We start from the raw sequence: 19,226 nt of genomic DNA on the forward strand, positions 1-19,226 counted from the left end.
TAAAAGACGCCTGAAAAAATTCACTTTAAATTAACTGTATCCTATTTTCCGCAGATCCAATTTTCTCAAGAAAAGATAATCATTTTCCCAACCACTCTAAAAGTACCAAATTTGAAGTGATGAAATGCGTATCTTTTTTGGCAATAAAAAATATTGATCTGGCAGTCATTATTTATTTTGGCCTTTTCCTGTATGTTATGGGCTCTGTCTTGTCAGTATTCGTCGGAGCTGTGTTATGAGTGACAGTATCCTCCATGGGGTACTTAAATTCTGTGCCTTTCCAAAGCACCTACTTTCAGTAGCTTCTATAGAGAAACCATGATTCGAAAAAAAATTTTATTCGGTGGCATTACCCTTTTGGCTGGTGTTGGTTATTTGCTATGGCCTGTTTATCAGTTTTATGCCTGGTCACTAGACGCCTTGCCGCTCAGTCCCTTTGGTTGGCAGGTCCTATCGACTAAAGCACCGTCGACACAGGTGCTTTACGATAGAGAACGGCAGGCTGCGGCAGAGCAGTCGCTGATTGCAATTGAAAACCATCGCAAGGAGATCGGCGCTCCGGCAATTTCTGCGGCTGTTTCGGCTTGTGGCAAGCTTGTCTGGGCTGGGGCATCCGGTTGGGCGGATTTAGAGGAGAAAATCCCTGTTTCCACCGAGACGCGCTTTCGTATTGGCAGTACTTCCAAGGCATTGACCGGAACAGCCCTGGCGCGACTGGTACAAAAAGGGAGTATTGAGCTTGATAAGTCGATAGCAAATTATCTGGATCCATTGCCCAATCCGGAATGGGCGGCGATAACTCCGCGCCAGTTAGCCTCTCATACGTCGGGTTTACCGCACTACAAAAAAAACTCGGATTGGCTCGGGTTATACGAGACCCTGGCATTAAAAAATCATTACGAGAGTATGTATCAGGCCTTGGGGATTTTTGATGGTAGTGAATTGCTTTTTAAACCGGGTACTGAGTTTTACTACAGCACCCTGGGTACAGTTCTTCTTGGCGCGGTTTTGGCTGGGGCCGAGCAGAAAAGTTATTTGCAGTTGATGAAGGAAGAGGTTTTTTCTCCCGCTTCTATGACAAGTACTGATATCTCGCCGATAAATGGAGATATGCAGCGCAATATTGCTAAATTCTACAAGAGCAATCATTTATCTGGGGATGAACTTCGTCTACGCGAATGGCGACCGGTGGATTTAAGTCATCGCCTGCCAGGGGGTGGTTTTATCTCTACGCCCAGCGACCTGGCAAAGTTCGGTGCCCGTTATCTCGACGATAATTACCTCACTCCTGAGATTCGGGAAATTTTTTGGACTCCACAAAAACTCGCTAATGGTGAGGTGAATATGCAGGGCTATGCATTGGGCTGGCGCTACCGTAATCAAGATATTCCAGGTGTAGGGCTATTGCAATATGCCAATCATGGCGGAGTCAGCCGCGGCAGTCAGAGTTGGCTGATGGTTATGCCGGATCATGGCCTGTCAGTGGCCGTAAATATCAATCGTAAAACGAAAGTTTTTTGGGATTTTGGCCGTGTCTCTATGGACATTGCCGCTGCCTTCATCAAGGAGCAAAACGCGTTGGGTTGTGAATAAAAAAACCGGCCAAACTTTACGTCTTGGCCGGCTTATAAAAGCAGGATTCTCCCCACCAACTGGTAGAGAATGAATTTCTACTGGGTGTTTATCATAATCTCGGTTTCGGCAAATACCCGTTCACCGTTACCATGGCTAAGGATTCCCAGGGCGCGGCTACTGGGTGCGAGCCCCATCCATTCCAGGTTGATATTGCCGGTACTGTTCATCTGCGCCTGAGCAGGGGCGGTCAACAGGGCATTGCCGTTGTCGCCGCTCAGGTTGAAGTTAAACAGGGTAAATGGCGTGGGACCTTCCGCGGAGGCGTAGTCCACCACAAATACCGCGTACTGGCCGGCAGCGGGGTTGACCAGATCGACCGACTCGGCGGAGGTCGGGGAACCACTGGTACCCACCTGTGGGAAGTCTGGGCCCGGTCCGTAGACTTGCAGGTCCAGATCATCGCCGCCGTTGCCATCGCCCACATCGGCATCAAACAGGGCTACACGGGCGAGCTCTGTGCCCTCTGGAATGTCGAAGTAAATCAATTGGTTTTCACCGTCTTCCACACTGCCTGCGGACGCTGTGCCTTCAGCCAGGCCCTGGATTCCCACTTGATAATCGCCGCTGTAGCCAAACTGCACCGCGAGATCGAGAGCGCCATCGGAGCCACTGCTATTTATTAGCTTGGATGTGGATAGCGGTACCGGGCGCAGAGCGATGGGGCTCCGTACCCCCTGGCGCATACCGACCGTTTTCCAGGTTAAATCCCCGAATACCCACTCATTCATGGCGGCCTCGTCGGTAACCGTGAAGGTGACCTCGAATTCGGCACTATCGCCCTCTCTCAGGCGCAGGGTCTTGGGATTTACACTGACCTCAACACCCGCCGGCGCATTGACGGAGGCCCAGTACCATCTCTGACCGCGGCCCACACTGGTGACGCGCCGCTTGATGGTCTGCGTGCCGACCAGTTCGCCGATGCCTATGGAAGGCAGGTTGAGGTCGCTGGAATCGAGGGAGTAACCTGCGGAAGCCAGTCCCTGGCAAGTGGTGGCCTCGAGAATTTGCGGCTGATTTTCAGCACCGCAGAGGAATGCCAGGTAATCGTTGAATTCGGCATCGTAGACCAGGCCCGGATTGAAGGCGGCGGAGGGCACAATCGCGCCGGCGCCGATATCAAACGGATCTGCACTGAGCGGACCGAATGTTTTTTGCAGGTCGGTGCGCGCCGTGCTCATCAGCGCAGATTTTGCCATTGCTGGGCTCCAGTCCGGATGCGCTTGTTTTAACAGGGCCATAATGCCGGCCACGTGGGGACTGGCCATGGAGGTGCCACTCTTGGCGCCGAACAGGCTGCCGCCACTGAGTACTGGGGAGGTACCCGCGAGGATTCCCACACCGGGCGCCGCCACATCCGGTTTGATGATATCCGGTGCGCCGACGTTGTGACCGCGGGAGGAGAAGCTGGCGATGCGGTCCTCGCGAGAGATTTTCAACTCAGGATCGAGGATACCGCTAACACCGTTACTCTCGGCAAGCAGTGCGCCATCGAGATAGCGGATCATGATCCCTGGGATTGAGGTGTCTGGTGCCGACATCGCTATGGGGTCCATGCGGTCCACGGCGGTACCGTCGTTGTACACCACAATAGCCACGGCGCCGGCAGCGGCCGCGTTGTTGTATTTTTCGCTAAAGGAACAGCCACCGCGCTTCACCAGGGCGATCTTGCCCTCCAGGGCATCGGCGTTGGTGAGTTCGGAGCAGGCTTCCAGGGGGGCGCCCAACACCACCGGTCCCGACAGCAGGCCGCTGTCCTCCAGGGAGACGGGGCCGTTGCCCTCGCGGCCCTGGTAGGTACCGGCAACGGCTTCCGGCGCATCCACCTGCAGGGCGGTGCCAAAACTCTGGTCGTCCTCAGCCGCCGCTACAGCGGTAATCCAGGGGACGCCGGAAGGGGTTCCCATGGTCTGTGGGGCGGGGCCATCATTACCGGCGGAAGTGGCGACAAATACGCCGGCATCGGCGGCGAAGAGGAAGGCCATTTCGTCGGCACCGGTGAACACGGTGCTGGAACCACCGACCGAGTAGTTAATCACATCCACACCGTCTGCCACGGCCTCATCAATGGCCGCCATGGAATCTGCCGAGGAACAGCCGCTGTCATCCGGGTCCGGGGCGTCCCAGCAGACTTTGTAGGCGGCTACACGGGCACGCGGTGCCATGCCGGTAAGGGTGTCACCATCCGGGGTGATCACGCCGTAATTACCCGCAGCGGTAGTGGCGGTGTGGGTGCCGTGTCCATCCGCATCCCGTGCGGACAAAAATTCGTAATCTGCCAGGGTCTTGTTGGTGAGGAAGGCGTCGGAAAATGATTTGGCCTTGATCAGCTTGTTATTACAGGTAAAGGCGATGTCATCGGGATTAAATTCTGTGTTACCAAATTCACAGCCCTCTCCAATAAAAGATTCAGGCACCGGGCCGTAGGGAATATCGGCTCCGCGATTCCCTTGTCGCGGTGTGGGCCTGTCGACAAGGCTCGGGTGCTCCGGGTGGATACCGGAGTCGATCACGCCTACCACGACATCCTCACCGGTGATGCCCCATAGCCAGGGGCTGGGAGTATGAGTCAGGCCGAGAAAATCAGCGGTGGAATCGGTGTGCATCTTAAGCAGCTGATCCTCCCAGACACCTTTCACATCCTTGTGACTGCGCAGCGCTTCGGCTTCTTTTTCACTCATGATTGCGGCGAAGCCATTAAAGGCGGCCTTGTAATCGTGGACTTTTCGCGCGCTGGGGACCGCGGAAAGTACCCGCTCGCGGCGGGTTTTCAGAAAGTCCGCGTAGTGGCGGTAGCTGCTGCTGCGCGGGTCCAGCTTGTGCCGTACCGTAGATTTTCTAGCGGAGGGGCTCGCAAAGGTGCCGCTATAGGACGCCAGAGGCTCGCCATCGAGCTGCACGATAAAGACTTTTTTGCGTTTTTCGATATCCGGGACGAGGGTGTCCGCAACCGCTGCTGCAAAGCTACTGCCCGAAGTGAGCAGGCCTGCAATGAGCGAGGCAATTATTTTTCTTTTCATTGAGAGATCCCATTTTTATATTTCTTACTGGCGGGAAAACATGGGAGGTAAAGTGAGCTTTTTTTATCATCACTTACACCCAACTAGCCATCCGTGATTTGGCAGATCTCGCTTTCAAAGCGATAAACCTATCCAGCCCGTCATTCGCTTTTAAAGGAATGTGTCGCAGGACTCAATGAATTGGCGCGAATGTCATTTTATTGCGCCATTTTTGCAAACTGGCGATTCAGAAAAAAATGTAAGTCACAAATGTCTGCTAGGGGGAGAGAGGGGATGCAGTCGCAGCATTGCTGCGACAGTGAAAGCTAGTGGTCTGCCAGGAATTGACTGAAGTGGGCCAAGTCATCAAATACCGCGGTTTCTGCCAGGCGCGGATTTGGGCTTTCAACCAGTTGACGCAATGTGTCTTCGCCCGCGCCAGTTTTGACCAGCACCGGTTTACACCCTTTCACCAGGGCCAGCTCTAGATCGGCCAACTTGTCCCCCAACAGGTAGCCGCCGTGTAGGCTGGTATCGAACTCCGCTTCGATAGCATCGAGCAAGCCTGCCTGGGGTTTACGGCAGCGGCAATTGTCTTGCGGGCCGTGGGGACAATAGAAAATAGCGGCGATTTCGCCGCCGCCATCCTCTACTTGGGAGCGCATTCTGGCGTGAATTTCTTCCAGGTCATCCAGATCGAACTGGCCTAGCGCTAGGCCGCTCTGATTGGTGGCAATGACCAGTTGGTAGCCGGCGCGGCTGAGCTGCACCATCGCCTCGATGCTACCGGGTAGGGGGTGCCAGTCGGCAATGGATTTAACGCCTCCGCTGGGATTTTCGTTGATTACCCCATCGCGCCCAAGAATGATAATAGCCATAGGAAACTCTCCCCATTGAAAGGTGCGCCGGGGCATAGGCCCCGGCGCTGCCGGCATTTACTTGGCCGGTACCAGCAGGGAAATGTCGGCAACTTCAAGGAACAGCGCGCGCAGCTGGGCCAATAGGGCTAGGCGGTTGCTGCGCAGTTGCTCGTCGTCGCTCATCACCATTACGTGGTCGAAGAAGTTATCCACCGTTTCGCGCAGTCCCGCCAAACCGGCGAGACCTTCGGCGAACAGCGCATCGCTGTACAGAGGCTCCACTTCGGAGCGGGCCACCTGTACGGCGGCGAACAGCGCCTTCTCTGCCTCTTCCTGTAACAGAGACTCGTCGACACGGCTGGGTACGGTGGTATCCAGCTTGGCGAGAATATTGGAGACGCGCTTGTTGGCCGCAGCCAGGGCGCCGGATTCGGGCAATTGGTTAAAGGCGTTCACCGCGTGCACACGGTTGTCGATATCCAGTGGGCGCGACAGCTTGCGCGCCGCAACCGCCATAAAGACTTCTGTGGCAATGCCCTGGTCCTCGTAGCGCGCACGGAAGCGCTCCAGTACATAGTGCAGGGTCTGTTCTACCACCTTGTCGTACTCGCCTAAGGCGGTGCGCGGGTAGTTGTCGCGGGCCAGTTCCAGCAGTTCGCGCAGGTCCAGGTCGAGACGCTTCTCGACCAGAATACGGATAATACCCAGGCTGGCACGGCGCAGGGCAAAGGGGTCGCGGGAGCCGCTGGGCGGTTGTCCGATACCGAAGATACCGACCAGAGTATCCAGGCGATCTGCGAGTGCGATCATAGTACCGGTGTCGCTGACGGGCAGTTCATCGCCGGCAAACTTGGGCATGTACTGTTCATACATGGCTTTGGCAACATCCAGTGGCTCACCGTCGTTTTCCGCATAGTAGTAGCCGGCGATGCCCTGCATATCGGCAAACTCGAACACCATTTCGGTGACCAAATCCGACTTGCACAGGCGGCCAGCGCGCTCCGCCCAGTCACCGTTACGGCCCGTTTTCTCGGCGATAGTGCGCGCCAGGGCGGCAACCCGCTCGGTCTTGTCGTAGACGCTGCCCAAATGCTGTTGGAAGACAATTTGACGTAACTTTTCACGTCGCGATTCCAGGCTGATCTTCTTGTCGGTCTCGAAGAAGAAGGCGGCATCGGCCAGGCGCGGGCGAATAACCCGTTCGTTGCCATGGATGACCTGGGCGGCATCCTGACTCTCGATATTGGAAACGGTGATAAAGAAGGGCAGCAGTTGGCCGTCTTCATCCACTACGTGGAAATACTTCTGGTGCTCCTTCATGGAGGAGATCAGGGCTTCCGCGGGCACTTCCAGAAAGCGTTCCTCAAAACGGCCGGTGAGGGCAACGGGCCATTCCACCAGAGCGGTAACTTCGTCGAGCAGGCCGTCGTCGATCACCGCTTCGCCGTTGACGTTGTTGGCCTCGGCGATCACTTGGGCGCGAATCACTTCGCGGCGTTCGGCAAAGTCGGCCATTACGTAGCCGGGCTCGCGCAGTACCTGGGCGTAGTCGTGGGCGGAGTGGATTTCCAGTTCGCGGTTGCAGTGGAAGCGGTGGCCACGGCTGGTGTTACCGGCTTTCAAACCGAGCACTTCACCATTTACCACTTTGTTGCCAAACAGCATGACCAGCCAGTGGACCGGGCGCACGAATTCCTCGCGGCGGGCGCCCCAGCGCATGCGTTTGGGGATGGGCAACTGGGCCAGTGCTTTCTCGACAATGCCAGCCAGTAGGGATTCGGTTTCCGCACCTTTTTGTTCGCTGATAAAGGCCAGGCGTTCACCCTTGTCGGTGTCTTTGCGTCCCAGCTGTTCAACGGTTACGCCATTGCTGCGGGCGAAGCCTTCGGCGGCTTTACTGGGCTTGCCCTCTTTGTCGAAGGCGGCTTTGACGGCCGGGCCCAGCTTTTCAATTTGTTTGTCCTGCTGTTTGTCTGCCAGGCCAAAAACGGCCACCGCCAGGCGGCGGGGTGCGGCGTAGGCTTTGACTTCGCCAAAGGACAGTTCGGCACCTTTCAGTCCCTGGGTAATACCATCGGCAAACGCGCTCATCAATTTGTGCAACGCTTTGGGTGGCAGCTCTTCGGTGCCCAGCTCTACCAGAAAATCCTGAGCCATTACTGGTTCTCCTCTTGCTCGATGTCTTCCGCCAAAATATCTGCACGCAGTGCCTCATCCGCCAGGGGGAAGCCCAGAGCGCGGCGCGCATCGTAGTAGGCCTGTGCCACGGCGCGGGCCAGGGTGCGTACGCGCAGGATATAGCGCTGGCGCTCGGTGACCGAGATGGCGTGACGTGCATCCAGCAGGTTAAAGGCGTGGGAAGCTTTCATCACCTGTTCGTAAGCGGGCAGCGGCAGGCCCAGCTCGATCAGGCGGGTGCTTTCGCGCTCGCAGTGATCGAAGGTGGCGAACAGGAACTCCACATCGGCGTGCTCAAAGTTGTAGCGGGACATCTCCACTTCGTTCTGGTGGAAAACGTCGCCGTAGGTGACGGGGCTGCCATCCGGGTTGCGGGTCCATACCAGGTCGTAAATGGACTCGACGCCCTGCAGGTACATGGCGATGCGCTCCAGGCCATAGGTGATCTCACCGGTAACCGGATAACACTCGATGCCGCCCACCTGCTGGAAATAGGTGAACTGGGTGACTTCCATACCGTTCAGCCAGACCTCCCAGCCCAGGCCCCAGGCCCCCAGAGTTGGGGACTCCCAGTTATCCTCAACAAAGCGGATATCGTGAATGCTGGGGTCCACGCCCATGGCGCGCAGGCTGTCGAGGTACAATTCCTGGATATTGTCCGGCGAGGGCTTCATTACCACCTGGTATTGGTAGTAGTGCTGTAGGCGGTTGGGGTTCTCGCCATAGCGGCCATCGGTGGGACGGCGGCAGGGCTGCACATAGGCCGCGTTCCACTTTTCTGGGCCTATGGCGCGGAGGAAGGTCGCCGGATGAAAGGTGCCGGCCCCCACTTCCATATCCAGAGGCTGTAGAATGACGCACCCTTGGCGCGCCCAATAATCCTGCAGGGCAAAAATAAGTCCCTGGAAGGTACTGAGATCGTATTGCTTGGACACCGCTATCTCCGGATCAGTATCTGCTGTGGGCAAAGGGCGCAATTATAGCGGCAGCGGCTCCCGCGCTTAAAGCGCTGTGGCCGCGCCACACGATTTGAATCGCCATACTTGGCCTCAGGTCCGCGAATTTGCGGCATTTTGTAGAGGAAGTTGTTGCTTTGGATATTAAGGGGTACCTGGCTGCGAGTGCGCTGAAACTGATTGGCAGGCTGCCGCTGCCGTGGTCGCGACGTCTCGGGCGCCTGGCTGGCAAGCTGGCTGTATTGTTTCGCACAGAGGGGCTGCGTCTGAGCAGAATTAATCTGCAGTTGTGTTATCCGGCGATGGCGGAAAAGCAGCGCGAACAGCTCGCTCGCGACAGTGTGGTGAGTACGGCCATGACCGGCTTTGAGATGGCCAGTATTTGGCACCACAGCTGGCCCACCATTGAAAATACGATCGTGCGGGTGCGTAACCAGCAGTTATTGAGCCTGGGCGAGGCGCAGGGGCGCGGCACTCTGGTGTTAATGCCACATACCGGTAACTGGGAAGTGTTTGGAATGTACCTGGCGTCTCTAGGGCCTTCGATGGCTTTGTACCAGCCGCCGAAAATTCCCGCGCTGGACCCGGTAATCCGCAGTGGCCGAGAAAAAACCGGGGCCAAGATGGTACCCACCAATATTCACGGTGTGCGCTCCCTGCTCAAATGCTTGAAAGCCGGTCATATCGCCATGGTGCTGCCGGATCAGGAACCGGATATGGGCGGGGATTTCGCCCCCTTCTTCGGCCGTCCGGCACTGACTATGACTCTCGCCCACAACCTGCTACAGCGCACCAACTGTCATGTGGTGTTTGGTTTTGGCAAACGGGTTGAGGGTGGTTTTGAGTTGGTTTTGCTGCCGGCGGAGAAAGCGATTTACAGCGGGGAACAGAAGGTCTCCCTGGCGGCGATGAATCGCGGCGTGGAGGCCTGTATTGCCGCCGCACCAGAGCAGTATCAGTGGGAATACAAACGCTTTCGCAAACAGCCGGAAGGCAAAAGCAAAATTTATCGAAAACAAAAATAGAGCCGCTGAATAGCGGCCCTGGCCCGGCCTCGTTTAACTCCGCTTGTTTTTAACCCCGGTTTTCTTATGCCGCGTGGCGAAAGGCCACGATGACCGGCATACGCGCGGCGCGCCAGGCGGGGAAAAAACCACTGATAAAACCGATGGCCAGCGCCAGTATGGCGCCCTGCAGAAACAGGTCCGGCGACATTTCAAAGCGGAACACCACCTGGGTAAAACTACCACCGAGGGTGGAGGTGTTGAGGCCGTCGAAGAACAGATAGGCGGCTAGTGAGCCGAGCAGCCCGCCGGCTACCGCCAGGACCATGGCTTCGGCGATTGTGCCGCAAAAGGCCGAGAAATTACTGAAGCCGAGCGCGCGCAGGGTGGCGATTTCTTTGGCGCGATCCGCTACTGAGGTGTACATGGTGTTGAGCGCCCCGGCGAGTGCGCCGAGTGCCATCACCGCGCTGATAACCCAGCCGAAGGTGGCGATATACTGCAATTGCTTGCCTTGGCTGGCAAAATATTCACGCTCGCTTTGGGCCTCTAGATTCAGACGGGGCTCCCGCGCAATGGTCTCCTTGATTGACCCGAGTCCGCCGTCATTGTCTAGTTGCAGCCTAATCGACTGATAACTGCTGCCGCGGTTGTAGTGGCTCTGAATGATCTTGATATCCGCCCACAACTCGCTCTCAAAAATATTGCCGCCTGTGGAAAAAACCCCCACAACAGTCCACAGGTTTTTACCAAAGCGCACTTCTTTGCCAATTTCGAAACCACTGAACTCCCGTAGTACCCCCTCGCCAACAATCATTTCATTGGTACCGGGGGTAAACATACGGCCTTTCACTAAGCGCATGTTGGTGCGCATGGCCATACCGGTTTTATTGAGACCACGCAGGGGAATATTGGCCTCGGTGCCAGTGGATTTTTTAATGCCGTCGACAATCACATAGAGTTCCGGTGAGATCAGCGGGCCATTGGCCGAGCGGGCAATACCGGCAGACTCGGAGATCAGATTGACCTGATCCTGCAGGATGGCCGAACTGAGTTCACTGGAGGAGCCCTCGCGCATCAGGATAGCGATCTGGCTGGAGCCGGCGCCACGCATAGTTTCTTCGAAGCCTTTGGCCATAGCGAGAAAGGCGAGCAATATTGCCACCACCACTGCCGAGGCCAATACCATGGCCAGTGACATCCACAGACGTCGGCGCAGACTGCCCAGATTCATTAGGGTGACAGACAGAATTTGTGCAATTAGAGAGCCCATTCGTTTTCCTCCACGTGGGCGTTATAGGCGGCTCTTCAACAATCAGAGCGGCGCTAAGAATATTGACTATTGACGATTAAATGCCGAAACAATATTTAGGCGCAGTGCATTAAAGGCCGGTAATAAGCCGGTGATGAGTCCAAGTAACAACATATAGAGCAGTGCCTGCACCGCGATATGACTATCGAGAATCAGGTTGGGTAGAAATCTGGCGAGGAACGTTTTTACGCCTTCCACCAAAAGCCAGGCGGCCGCTAAACCGGAGAGGCCGCCGATCAGGGCAATTAATAGGGATTCCGACAGCACCATGCGAAAAATGCGCTGACTGGAAAACCCGAGGGTTTTTAACACGGCAATTTCCCCGGTTCGCTCGCGCACAGCCAGGGCCATGGTGTTTCCGACAACAATTAATATGGTGAAAAAAGCGGTAAAAACCACCGAAAAAATAATCAGACCGATATTGCCTATTTGCTCGATAAACGCTTTATTAAAAGATTTTTCCGTGCTCGTATCGGTTTCACTCTGTGAGTTGGCAAAATTGTCATCGATAGTTTTTGCCACTTTTTCATTGAGAGATGGGTCCTTGGTGGTTAGTGCCATCCAGCCGATCCAGTCGTCGCCAAATGTTTGGGTTTCCATAAAATATTTATAATGAATCAGCATTTGGCGGGTATCGTACTGTTCTGTATCGCCTTTGAAAATTCCAGAGACCTCAAATTCCCAGGTATAGCCCCCGTCTTTATGAGTAAAAATATTCGAGGAAATGGGAATCCTATCGCCAACCTTCCAGCCATAAATTTGGGCGAGCTTTTCGCCGACCAAAGCGCCCTGACGGTTGTTCAGCCACGCCTGTTTCTGATTCTCGGGAATAACAATTTCCTGGTAAACCCGCAGGTAGGATTCCGGGTCTACGGCCAGTGTGACGATTTGCCGGCTCGGCTCCTGGAAATAACCGCCGAACCAGTTTAGATGAGTCACATCCTCCACCCCTTCGACAGCGGCCACTTTTTCGAAGTAGGCGATGGGCAGGGACTGAGTAAAATTAATTCGATTGAAGACCACTAGGCGATTATCGGCCGATAACGCCACGCTGGAGTTCAGCGCGGTCTTTAAGCTGGTGACAGCCCCAAAAATCAAGAAGGCGATAAAAATCGCAAAACAGGTGAGAAATAAACGTAGAGGTTTCCTCGTCATATTTTTATAAATTAAATAGAGGTCGTTCATGCCACAATTTCCCTTTGCACAAATTGTCCCTTGTCGAGATGCAGGGTGCGTTTTGCATATTTGGCTGCGGCGGGATCATGGGTCACCATGACAATAGTTTTGCCGTGATCGCGATTGAGTAGCTGCAGCATTTCCAGGATTTCATCGGCAGTGCCGCGGTCCAGATCACCGGTTGGTTCATCGCACAAAATCAGCTTGGGGTCGGAAACAATAGCCCGAGCGATGGCTACGCGCTGCTGCTGGCCTCCCGACATTTCACTGGACATATGTTTGGCGCGATCACTCAGCCCCACTAGAGCGAGTGCGGTTTCCACATTTTTACGGCGCTGCGCTTTGGACAGTTTAGTGAGTAGTAGAGGCAGTTCTACATTGCGCTGGGCATTGAGCATTGGCATCAGGTTGTAAAACTGGAAAATAAAGCCGATATTCTCAGCGCGCCAGCGGGTCAGGGCGCTCTCGCTGAGGGAGTCGATACGTGTTCCGTCAAACCAGATTTCTCCACCAGTGGGTTGGTCAACACCGCCGAGCATATTGAGCAGGGTGGTTTTACCGGAACCGGATGGCCCCATAATGGCGACAAAATCTCCGCGTTCAATACTCATATTCAGGTCGTCAAAAATTGAAATTTTTTCTTTACCTTTAACGAACCCTTTACTGACATGCTTTAATTGAAATAACACATCCTCTGACATCGGCAATTTCCTCTTTTAAAATTAAAAGCTTTTTGTTGCAGCCTGTGCCGTTAGAGAGCCACTTCCTCCGCGGCCAGAAAGCCAACCTTTACACCCATATCCGGAAGGATGCGCGGGTCTTTTTCATTGATGCCGATACGCACGCGTACGGTGGCCTTGGCGCGATCAGCGGTAGGAATAATCGCCACTACTGTGGCTGGAATATCCCACTGTGGGTAGGCGTCCAGATTGGCATTTACCCTTTGCCCGGTGGAGACGCGGCCGATAAACGCCTCATTGACATCCACTTCAATTTCCAGGGAGTTCATATCCACGATGGTGCAGATACCGGTGCGGGTAAAACCGCCGCCGGCGGAACTGGGCGCGACAATTTCCCCCGGCTGCGCATTTTTCTGAGTAACGATGCCGGCAAATGGAGCGCGAATCGTGTGGTCTTCCAAGCGCTCACGCTGACGCCGGGCTTCCAGTTTAGCCACTTCGATATTCGCCTTGGCGCTGTTTAAATCCGCGCGCAGCCCTTCGGCATTGGCTTCGCTCTGTGTCAGTTGGGCTTTGCTGGAATAATTTTTATCGCGCAGCCCGGCAAATCGCCGGTACTGTCGCTCGGCCTCTTTCAGCTTTGCGCTGATGCTGGCTTGTTGGGCTTGCAATACGTGAATCTGCGCGAGGGCGAAGTCGAGGCTGACCTTAGCCTTGGCGTCATCGAGGCGGGCTAAAACCTGACCTTCGTGTACCTGCATGCCCTCCTCAACATCCACACTGCTGATCAGCCCCATCACTTCGGCAGACACCGTGGCCATACGCCGTGCGGTGATATAACCGGACGCATTTAGTACCGTCTCCCGATTCGAACGCGTTCGTGTAGAGGCGGTGGCGGGCACGGCATTGTGGGCATGAGCGGCTGTGGGCACGATAGCGGGTTGATCATCGGCCAATAGGGAGGCGCCAAAAAACCCCACAAGCAGGCCAGCGAGGGCGCCGGCAGAAGTTGCCAACAGGATTTTTCGGGTCGATGAAGGTGTATCGGGCGCCGTATCCCGGTCAATTTTTAACTGACCGAGCAGCTCACTGGTGTTTCTGCTCATACAGCCACATTCTTATAAGGGCCTGTTTATTTCCTATAAAGAACAACTGTGGCAGAAACTAACAATATTGCTATTCGATATCACTTCATCCGGCGCCGCTTGTTTAGTGGCGCCAAAAAGCCGGGGTCAGCAACACCAGCAAGGTGAAAATTTCCAGGCGCCCCATCAGCATGGCGAGGATGAGAAACCACTTGGCCACTTCATTGACCGAGCCGTAGTGTGAGGCGGCGTCGCCGAGGGCCGGGCCGATGTTACTCAGGCACGAAGCCACCGTGGTAACGGAGGTGACAAAATCTTCGCCGGTGGCGATGACGATAATGGAGAGGATAAAAAACGACAGAACATAGACAGCGAAAAAGCCCCACACCGCATCGGTAACTCGGTCTGGCACTATCTTGCGGTTGAGCTTGATAGGAATTACTGCGTTGGCATGCACCAGGCGATTTAGTTCGCGCATACCGGATTTCATAATCAACATTCCGCGTACGGCCTTGATTCCTCCGGACGTAGAACCGGCACAGGCACCGAGGATACCCAGCAGCAATAAAACATAGGGCAGAAAAACCGGCCAGGCGGAAAAATTTTCGGAGGCGAAACCGGCGGTGGTGCTGATAGAAACCACCTGAAAAAAGCCGTGTAGCAGGCTATTGCCCGGGGAGAAAATATTTAAGATCCAAAGGTAACAGCTGATTAACAGCCCGGCCCCAAGAATCAACATCACATAAAAACGAAATTCCGAATCGCGCCAGTAATGCTTGAGAGTTTTGTTGCGGAAGGCGTAAAAATGCAGGCCAAAGTTGATTGCCGCGGTGAACATAAAAATGATACAGATCACCATAATGGCGCGGTTGTGGGCATAGAAGCCCATACTGGCATCGTGGGTGGAAAAGCCGCCATTGGCCACGGTGGAAAAGGCGTGGCCCACAGCGTCGAAAACCGTCATGCCCGCCCACCAATAGCCGATGCCGCACAGTATGGTGAGAATCACGTAGATCACGATCAGTGCGCGTGCTGTCTCGGTGATACGCGGAGTTAATTTGGTGTCTTTGACTGGGCCGGGAATTTCCGCCTTGTACAGCTGCATACCACCAATACCGAGCATGGGCAGGATCGCCAGGGCGATCACAATTACGCCGATGCCACCAAACCACTGCAACTGCTGTCGGTAGTAGAGAATGGCCGGGGGGAGGGTGTCCAGGCCGGTAATCACCGTGGCGCCAGTGGTGGTCAGTCCGGAAATAGATTCAAAAATAGAATCGGTAATACTCAGGTCCGGCAGCGGGCTGATAATAAAAGGCAGGGCACCAAAACTGCCGAGAATTAGCCAGAACAGTGAGGTCACCACAAAACCGTCACGGGTGCGTAGATCTTGTCGCAGGTCGTGCACCGGCAACCACATAAACAAGCCGGTCACCAAGGTAATGACAAAAGCGATAACAAAGGCGCTGTGGGTATTGTCTTCATACCACAGGGACACGCCGATCGGCGGCAGCAGTGTCAGGCTGAACACCGTGAGGAGAATTCCAAAAACTCGCGCAATTACCGCAATTCGCATTGACGCCTGTCAGCCTGTTATCTGTTGTTACTTTATATGGACGGCGGAGGTAGTGATCGCCGGATGACTCAATAAAACTTCGACACTAAAAAAAGCCGAAGCCAACCTGGAACAATTGTTCCACGTGGCGGGTCTGGCGGCGATCCACTAGGAATACAATCACGTGATCGTCGCTCTGTACAATGACATCGTCGTGTGCCATTAAAACTTCACTGCCGTTTACGGTCTCGCGCACGATGGCACCGATAGAGGCACCCTCGGGCAGATCGATATCTTCGATCTTGCGCCCGACCACTTTGGAAGTGCGCTCATCGCCGTGGGCGACCACCTCAATGGCCTCGGCTGCGCCGCGGCGCAGGGAGTGTACATTGACCATATCGCCGCGACGCACGTGGGTGAGCAGGCTGCCGATGGTATTTTGTTGGGGAGAAATGGCGATATCGATCTCACCGCCCTGTACCAAATCCACGTAGGCGCGGTTATTGATCAGGGTCATCACTTTGCGAGCGCCGAGGCGCTTGGCCAGCAGCGATGACATGATATTAGCTTCATCGTCGTTGGTAAGGGCGAGGAATACATCGGTGTCCTCGATATTCTCCTCGAGTAACAGCTCCTGGTCCGAGGCACTGCCGTGCAGGATGATGGTGTGCGACAGTTCCTCGGATAAAAACACACAGCGCTCGTGGCTCTGCTCGATAATTTTGACCGAGTAACGGTTCTCCAGCTTGGTGGCCAGACGCAGGCCAATATTGCCACCGCCGGCGATGATCACGCGTTTGTAGCCGTGTTCCAGGCGGCGCAATTCGCTCATCACCGCGCGGATATCGGCGCGTGCGGCGATGAAGAAAACCTCATCACCGGCCTCGATCACGGTATCTCCCTGGGGAATAATCGGGCGATTGCGACGGTAGATGGCCGCCACACGGGTATCCACCTTGGGCATGTGTTCGCGCAAATAGCGCAGCTGGTGTCCCACGAGCGGGCCGCCTTGTACCGCCAGCACGGTGACCAGCTGCACCCGGCCGGAGGCAAAATCCAGTACCTGTAGGGCACCCGGATGCTCCATCAGACGCGCGATATATTCGGAGACCAGCTGCTCGGGACTGATCAATACATCGATGGGTATGGCCTGGTTGTCAAACAACTGCGGGTATTGCAGATAAGAAGCGGCGCGCACGCGCGCAATCTTGGTGGGAACGCGAAACAGGGAGTGCGCAATCTGGCAGGCCGCCATGTTGGTTTCATCGTTATTGGTCACTGCCACCAGGATATCGGCATCTTCGATGCCGGCATCCATCAGCACATCGGGGTGAGAGGCGTGTCCGTTGACCACGCCGATATCGATGCGATCGCGCAATTCACGCAGGGTTTTTTCGTCGCTGTCCACCAGGACAATATCATTGCGCTCGGAGGCCAGAGCCTCCGCCAGTGAGCCGCCCACCTGGCCGGCGCCGAGAATGACAATTTTCATATCGGATGAGACTCGCGGCTAGCGCTGCTGTTATTTATTCGGCTTTGCTGAGCAGAGCGTAGTAGAAACCGTCACCGCCAAGACTCTGGGGCAATAGTTGCATACCCGCAGCCTGTTTCTCGCCCCAGGGCTTTCCGTGCAGCAGTTCGGGTGTATTGTCGCTCGCATCCTCGGTCTCCGCAATGAAGGCCGCAACGACTTCGTTATTTTCAGCCGGGAGCACCGAACAAGTGGCATAAAGGAGACTGCCACCGGGTTTGAGCAGTGGCCAGAGGGTACGCAATAGTTTCCCCTGTAGTTTCGCCAGCTCGGTGATATCTTCGGCGCGGCGCAGCAATTTGATATCTGGGTTGCGGCGGATCACTCCGGTCGCGGAGCAGGGCGCGTCGAGCAGGATGCGCTCGTATTGTTGTCCATCCCACCAGGCATCCGGTGTGGCTGCGTCGGCGCAGATCAATTGCGCGGAGAGACCGCACCGCTCGAGATTTTCCTGCACCCGGTCGAGACGTAGTTCTTCAATATCGAGGGCACTCAATTCGATCGAAGACTGTTGTTCCAGCAGGTGGCAGCTCTTGCCCCCCGGCGCGGCGCAGGCATCGAGTACCCGATCGCCACTTTCCGCTGCGAGCAATATTGCCGCCAGTTGGGCCGACTCGTCCTGCACACTGACCAAGCCATCGGTAAAACCGGGCAGAATACCGACAGGGACCGCTTCAAGTAAGGTAACGCCCACCGGTGAGAGGGTACAGGGCTCGGCCGACAGGCCAGTCTCATCGAGCTGCTGCAGGTAGTCGTCACGGGAAATCTTCGCGCTATTCACCCTCAGGGTCATGGGCGGGTTGGTGTTGTTGGCGCGGAAGATGTCCCCCGCCTGGGTTGGCCAGGCGGCCTTGATTTTCTGTTGTAGCCACGCCGGGTGCATGGAACTGAATTGAGGGTTACCTGAGAGCTTGCGCTGCAGGCGCTCGCTGTCGCGCAGGGCGTTGCGCAGCACGCCGTTGATCAGGCCAGTGGTGCGGTCCAGTTTAAGACTGCGGGCGGCGTTGACCGTGGCGGAGATCGCCGCGTGATCGGGAATGCGGGTGTATTCCAGCTGGTATAAGCCGAGCAGGATCAGCGCGCTGACCTGAGTGTCGCCGGGGGCTTTGCGCAGTAGTTTGGCCGCGGTTAGCTGCAGGCGCGGGGCGGTGCGGGCACAGCCGTAGCAAAGCTCGCGCAGCAGGGCGCGGTCGCGCTCTTCGACTTTCTCTTCTGCCTGGGGCAGCAGTCTCGACAGTGATCCCCGTCCATTCAACAGGCTGGCGACCACCCTGGCCGCCTCGGCGCGTACATCTCTACTCATGCTTATCCCAGTTGTGTGCCGGGCGCGAATAGCGCCCGGTAACCTTTTAAAATTTCTGCGGCGGGCAGCGCTTTCTTTCCGGGCAGCTGAATTAACTGCAGGCGCAGGGCCTCGCGGCCACAGGCGACGAGAATGCCCTCGTCGTCGCAGGCGAGAATAGTGCCGGGGTTGTCGCTGTGACAGCCGTTTTCCAGGGTGGCGCTGTATATGCGCAGGCGCTGTTCGCCTTTCTTATCCGGGTAGGTGCTCCAACTTACCGGGAAGGGGTTAAAGGCGCGGATCTGGCGGTGCAGCTCTTGTGCCGGACGCTGCCAATCGATTCGGGCCTCTTCTTTCGTGATTTTGTTGGCGTAGTTGGCCTGGGCGTTATCCTGGCTCTCAGGTTTAGCCGAGTCTGCGGCCAGTTGCGCCAGGGCTTGGATCAGGGCGGGGCCGCCCAGCTCCGCCAGCTTATCGTGCAGGCTGCCACCGGTTTCGGTCACCGCAATCGGACAGCGTCGTTCCACCAATACCGGGCCGGTATCCAGGCCGGCCTCCATTTGCATGATGGCCACACCGCTCTCGCTGTCGCCAGCCTCGACTGCACGCTGGATGGGCGCCGCGCCGCGCCAGCGCGGTAGAAGGGAGGCGTGCACGTTGATACACCCCAATCGCGGGGTGTCCAGTACCGCTTGGGGCAGGATTAGGCCGTAGGCTACAACCACCATAATGTCCGCTCCCAATGCGGCCAGTTCTGCCTGGGCATTTTCATCGCGCAGGCTCTGGGGTTGATACACCGGGATTTGTTGCGCTTGCGCCAGCTGCTTCACCGGGCTTGCCAGTAATTTCTTGCCGCGTCCCGCAGGCCTGTCTGGCTGGGTGTAAACGGCGATGACATTGTGCTCGCTGTCGAGCAGCGCCTGCAGATGCACGGCGGCAAAGTCCGGCGTGCCGGCAAAGATGATATTCACTGGCT

Annotated in this window: 14 protein-coding genes; 2 read left to right on the forward strand and 12 right to left on the reverse strand. The window is 56.0% G+C overall.

From position 1 onward, the window contains the following. The first annotated feature begins 318 nt into the window (after positions 1 to 318). Complete coding sequence (locus ACCI51_RS02310; RefSeq protein ID WP_299583882.1) at positions 319 to 1,593, forward strand: serine hydrolase domain-containing protein; 1,275 nt, start codon at positions 319 to 321, stop codon at positions 1,591 to 1,593. 77 nt (positions 1,594 to 1,670) lie between these two features. On the opposite strand, the gene ACCI51_RS02315 is transcribed toward ACCI51_RS02310, so the two are convergent. From ACCI51_RS02315 to glyQ, 4 genes are all read right to left on the reverse strand, one after another. Next, positions 1,671 to 4,652: a S8 family serine peptidase gene (locus tag ACCI51_RS02315; protein ID WP_371842464.1), complete on the reverse strand. Its 2,982-nt coding sequence runs from the start codon at positions 4,650 to 4,652 to the stop codon at positions 1,671 to 1,673. A 305-nt stretch (positions 4,653 to 4,957) separates the two neighbouring features. Beyond that, positions 4,958 to 5,509, reverse strand: coding sequence for a D-glycero-beta-D-manno-heptose 1,7-bisphosphate 7-phosphatase (gene gmhB / locus ACCI51_RS02320; protein ID WP_299583876.1), 552 nt, complete (start codon positions 5,507 to 5,509; stop codon positions 4,958 to 4,960). Positions 5,510 to 5,566: 57 nt separating this feature from the next. Continuing rightward, positions 5,567 to 7,648, reverse strand: coding sequence for a glycine--tRNA ligase subunit beta (glyS, locus tag ACCI51_RS02325; RefSeq protein ID WP_371842465.1), 2,082 nt, complete (start codon positions 7,646 to 7,648; stop codon positions 5,567 to 5,569). Beyond that, positions 7,648 to 8,604 carry a glycine--tRNA ligase subunit alpha gene (glyQ, locus tag ACCI51_RS02330; protein ID WP_371842466.1) on the reverse strand — a complete coding sequence of 319 codons (957 nt, stop codon included), beginning with the start codon at positions 8,602 to 8,604 and terminating at the stop codon, positions 7,648 to 7,650. Before glyQ ends, glyS begins: the two co-directional genes overlap by 1 nt. 158 nt (positions 8,605 to 8,762) lie before the next feature. Here glyQ and ACCI51_RS02335 point away from each other — a divergent pair, with 158 nt between their 5' ends. Then, the gene (locus tag ACCI51_RS02335) at positions 8,763 to 9,650 is read left to right on the forward strand and encodes a lysophospholipid acyltransferase family protein (protein WP_371842467.1); all 888 of its coding nucleotides are present in this window, start codon (positions 8,763 to 8,765) and stop codon (positions 9,648 to 9,650) included. A gap of 64 nt (positions 9,651 to 9,714) precedes the next feature. Here the strand turns inward: ACCI51_RS02335 and ACCI51_RS02340 are convergent, their stop codons facing one another. The 8 genes from ACCI51_RS02340 to fmt form a co-directional block, all read right to left on the reverse strand. Further along, entirely contained in the window at positions 9,715 to 10,902 is a 1,188-nt protein-coding gene (locus tag ACCI51_RS02340) for an ABC transporter permease (RefSeq protein WP_371842468.1), read from the reverse strand. Between the two features lie 66 nt (positions 10,903 to 10,968). Beyond that, on the reverse strand, positions 10,969 to 12,126 hold the full coding sequence (locus tag ACCI51_RS02345) for an ABC transporter permease (protein WP_371842469.1): 1,158 nt from the start codon (positions 12,124 to 12,126) through the stop codon (positions 10,969 to 10,971). Then, complete coding sequence (locus ACCI51_RS02350; RefSeq protein WP_299583859.1) at positions 12,123 to 12,818, reverse strand: ABC transporter ATP-binding protein; 696 nt, start codon at positions 12,816 to 12,818, stop codon at positions 12,123 to 12,125. The genes ACCI51_RS02345 and ACCI51_RS02350 overlap by 4 nt, the downstream gene beginning before the upstream one ends. Positions 12,819 to 12,868: 50 nt before the next feature. After that, positions 12,869 to 13,903: an efflux RND transporter periplasmic adaptor subunit gene (locus tag ACCI51_RS02355; RefSeq protein ID WP_299583856.1), complete on the reverse strand. Its 1,035-nt coding sequence runs from the start codon at positions 13,901 to 13,903 to the stop codon at positions 12,869 to 12,871. A 103-nt stretch (positions 13,904 to 14,006) separates the two neighbouring features. Further along, positions 14,007 to 15,458, reverse strand: a complete 1,452-nt coding sequence (locus ACCI51_RS02360) for a TrkH family potassium uptake protein (RefSeq protein ID WP_371842470.1) — start codon at positions 15,456 to 15,458, stop codon at positions 14,007 to 14,009. 85 nt (positions 15,459 to 15,543) lie between these two features. Further along, positions 15,544 to 16,929 carry a Trk system potassium transporter TrkA gene (trkA, locus tag ACCI51_RS02365; RefSeq protein WP_299583850.1) on the reverse strand — a complete coding sequence of 462 codons (1,386 nt, stop codon included), beginning with the start codon at positions 16,927 to 16,929 and terminating at the stop codon, positions 15,544 to 15,546. Between the two features lie 34 nt (positions 16,930 to 16,963). Next, the gene (gene rsmB / locus ACCI51_RS02370; RefSeq protein ID WP_371842471.1) at positions 16,964 to 18,271 is read right to left on the reverse strand and encodes a 16S rRNA (cytosine(967)-C(5))-methyltransferase RsmB; all 1,308 of its coding nucleotides are present in this window, start codon (positions 18,269 to 18,271) and stop codon (positions 16,964 to 16,966) included. Positions 18,272 to 18,273: 2 nt separating this feature from the next. Beyond that, on the reverse strand, positions 18,274 to 19,221 hold the full coding sequence (gene fmt / locus ACCI51_RS02375) for a methionyl-tRNA formyltransferase (RefSeq protein WP_371842472.1): 948 nt from the start codon (positions 19,219 to 19,221) through the stop codon (positions 18,274 to 18,276). Positions 19,222 to 19,226 lie beyond the last annotated feature (5 nt).

Source organism: Microbulbifer echini, assembly GCF_041447225.1.
Taxonomy (GTDB): Bacteria; Pseudomonadota; Gammaproteobacteria; order Pseudomonadales; family Cellvibrionaceae; genus Microbulbifer; species Microbulbifer echini.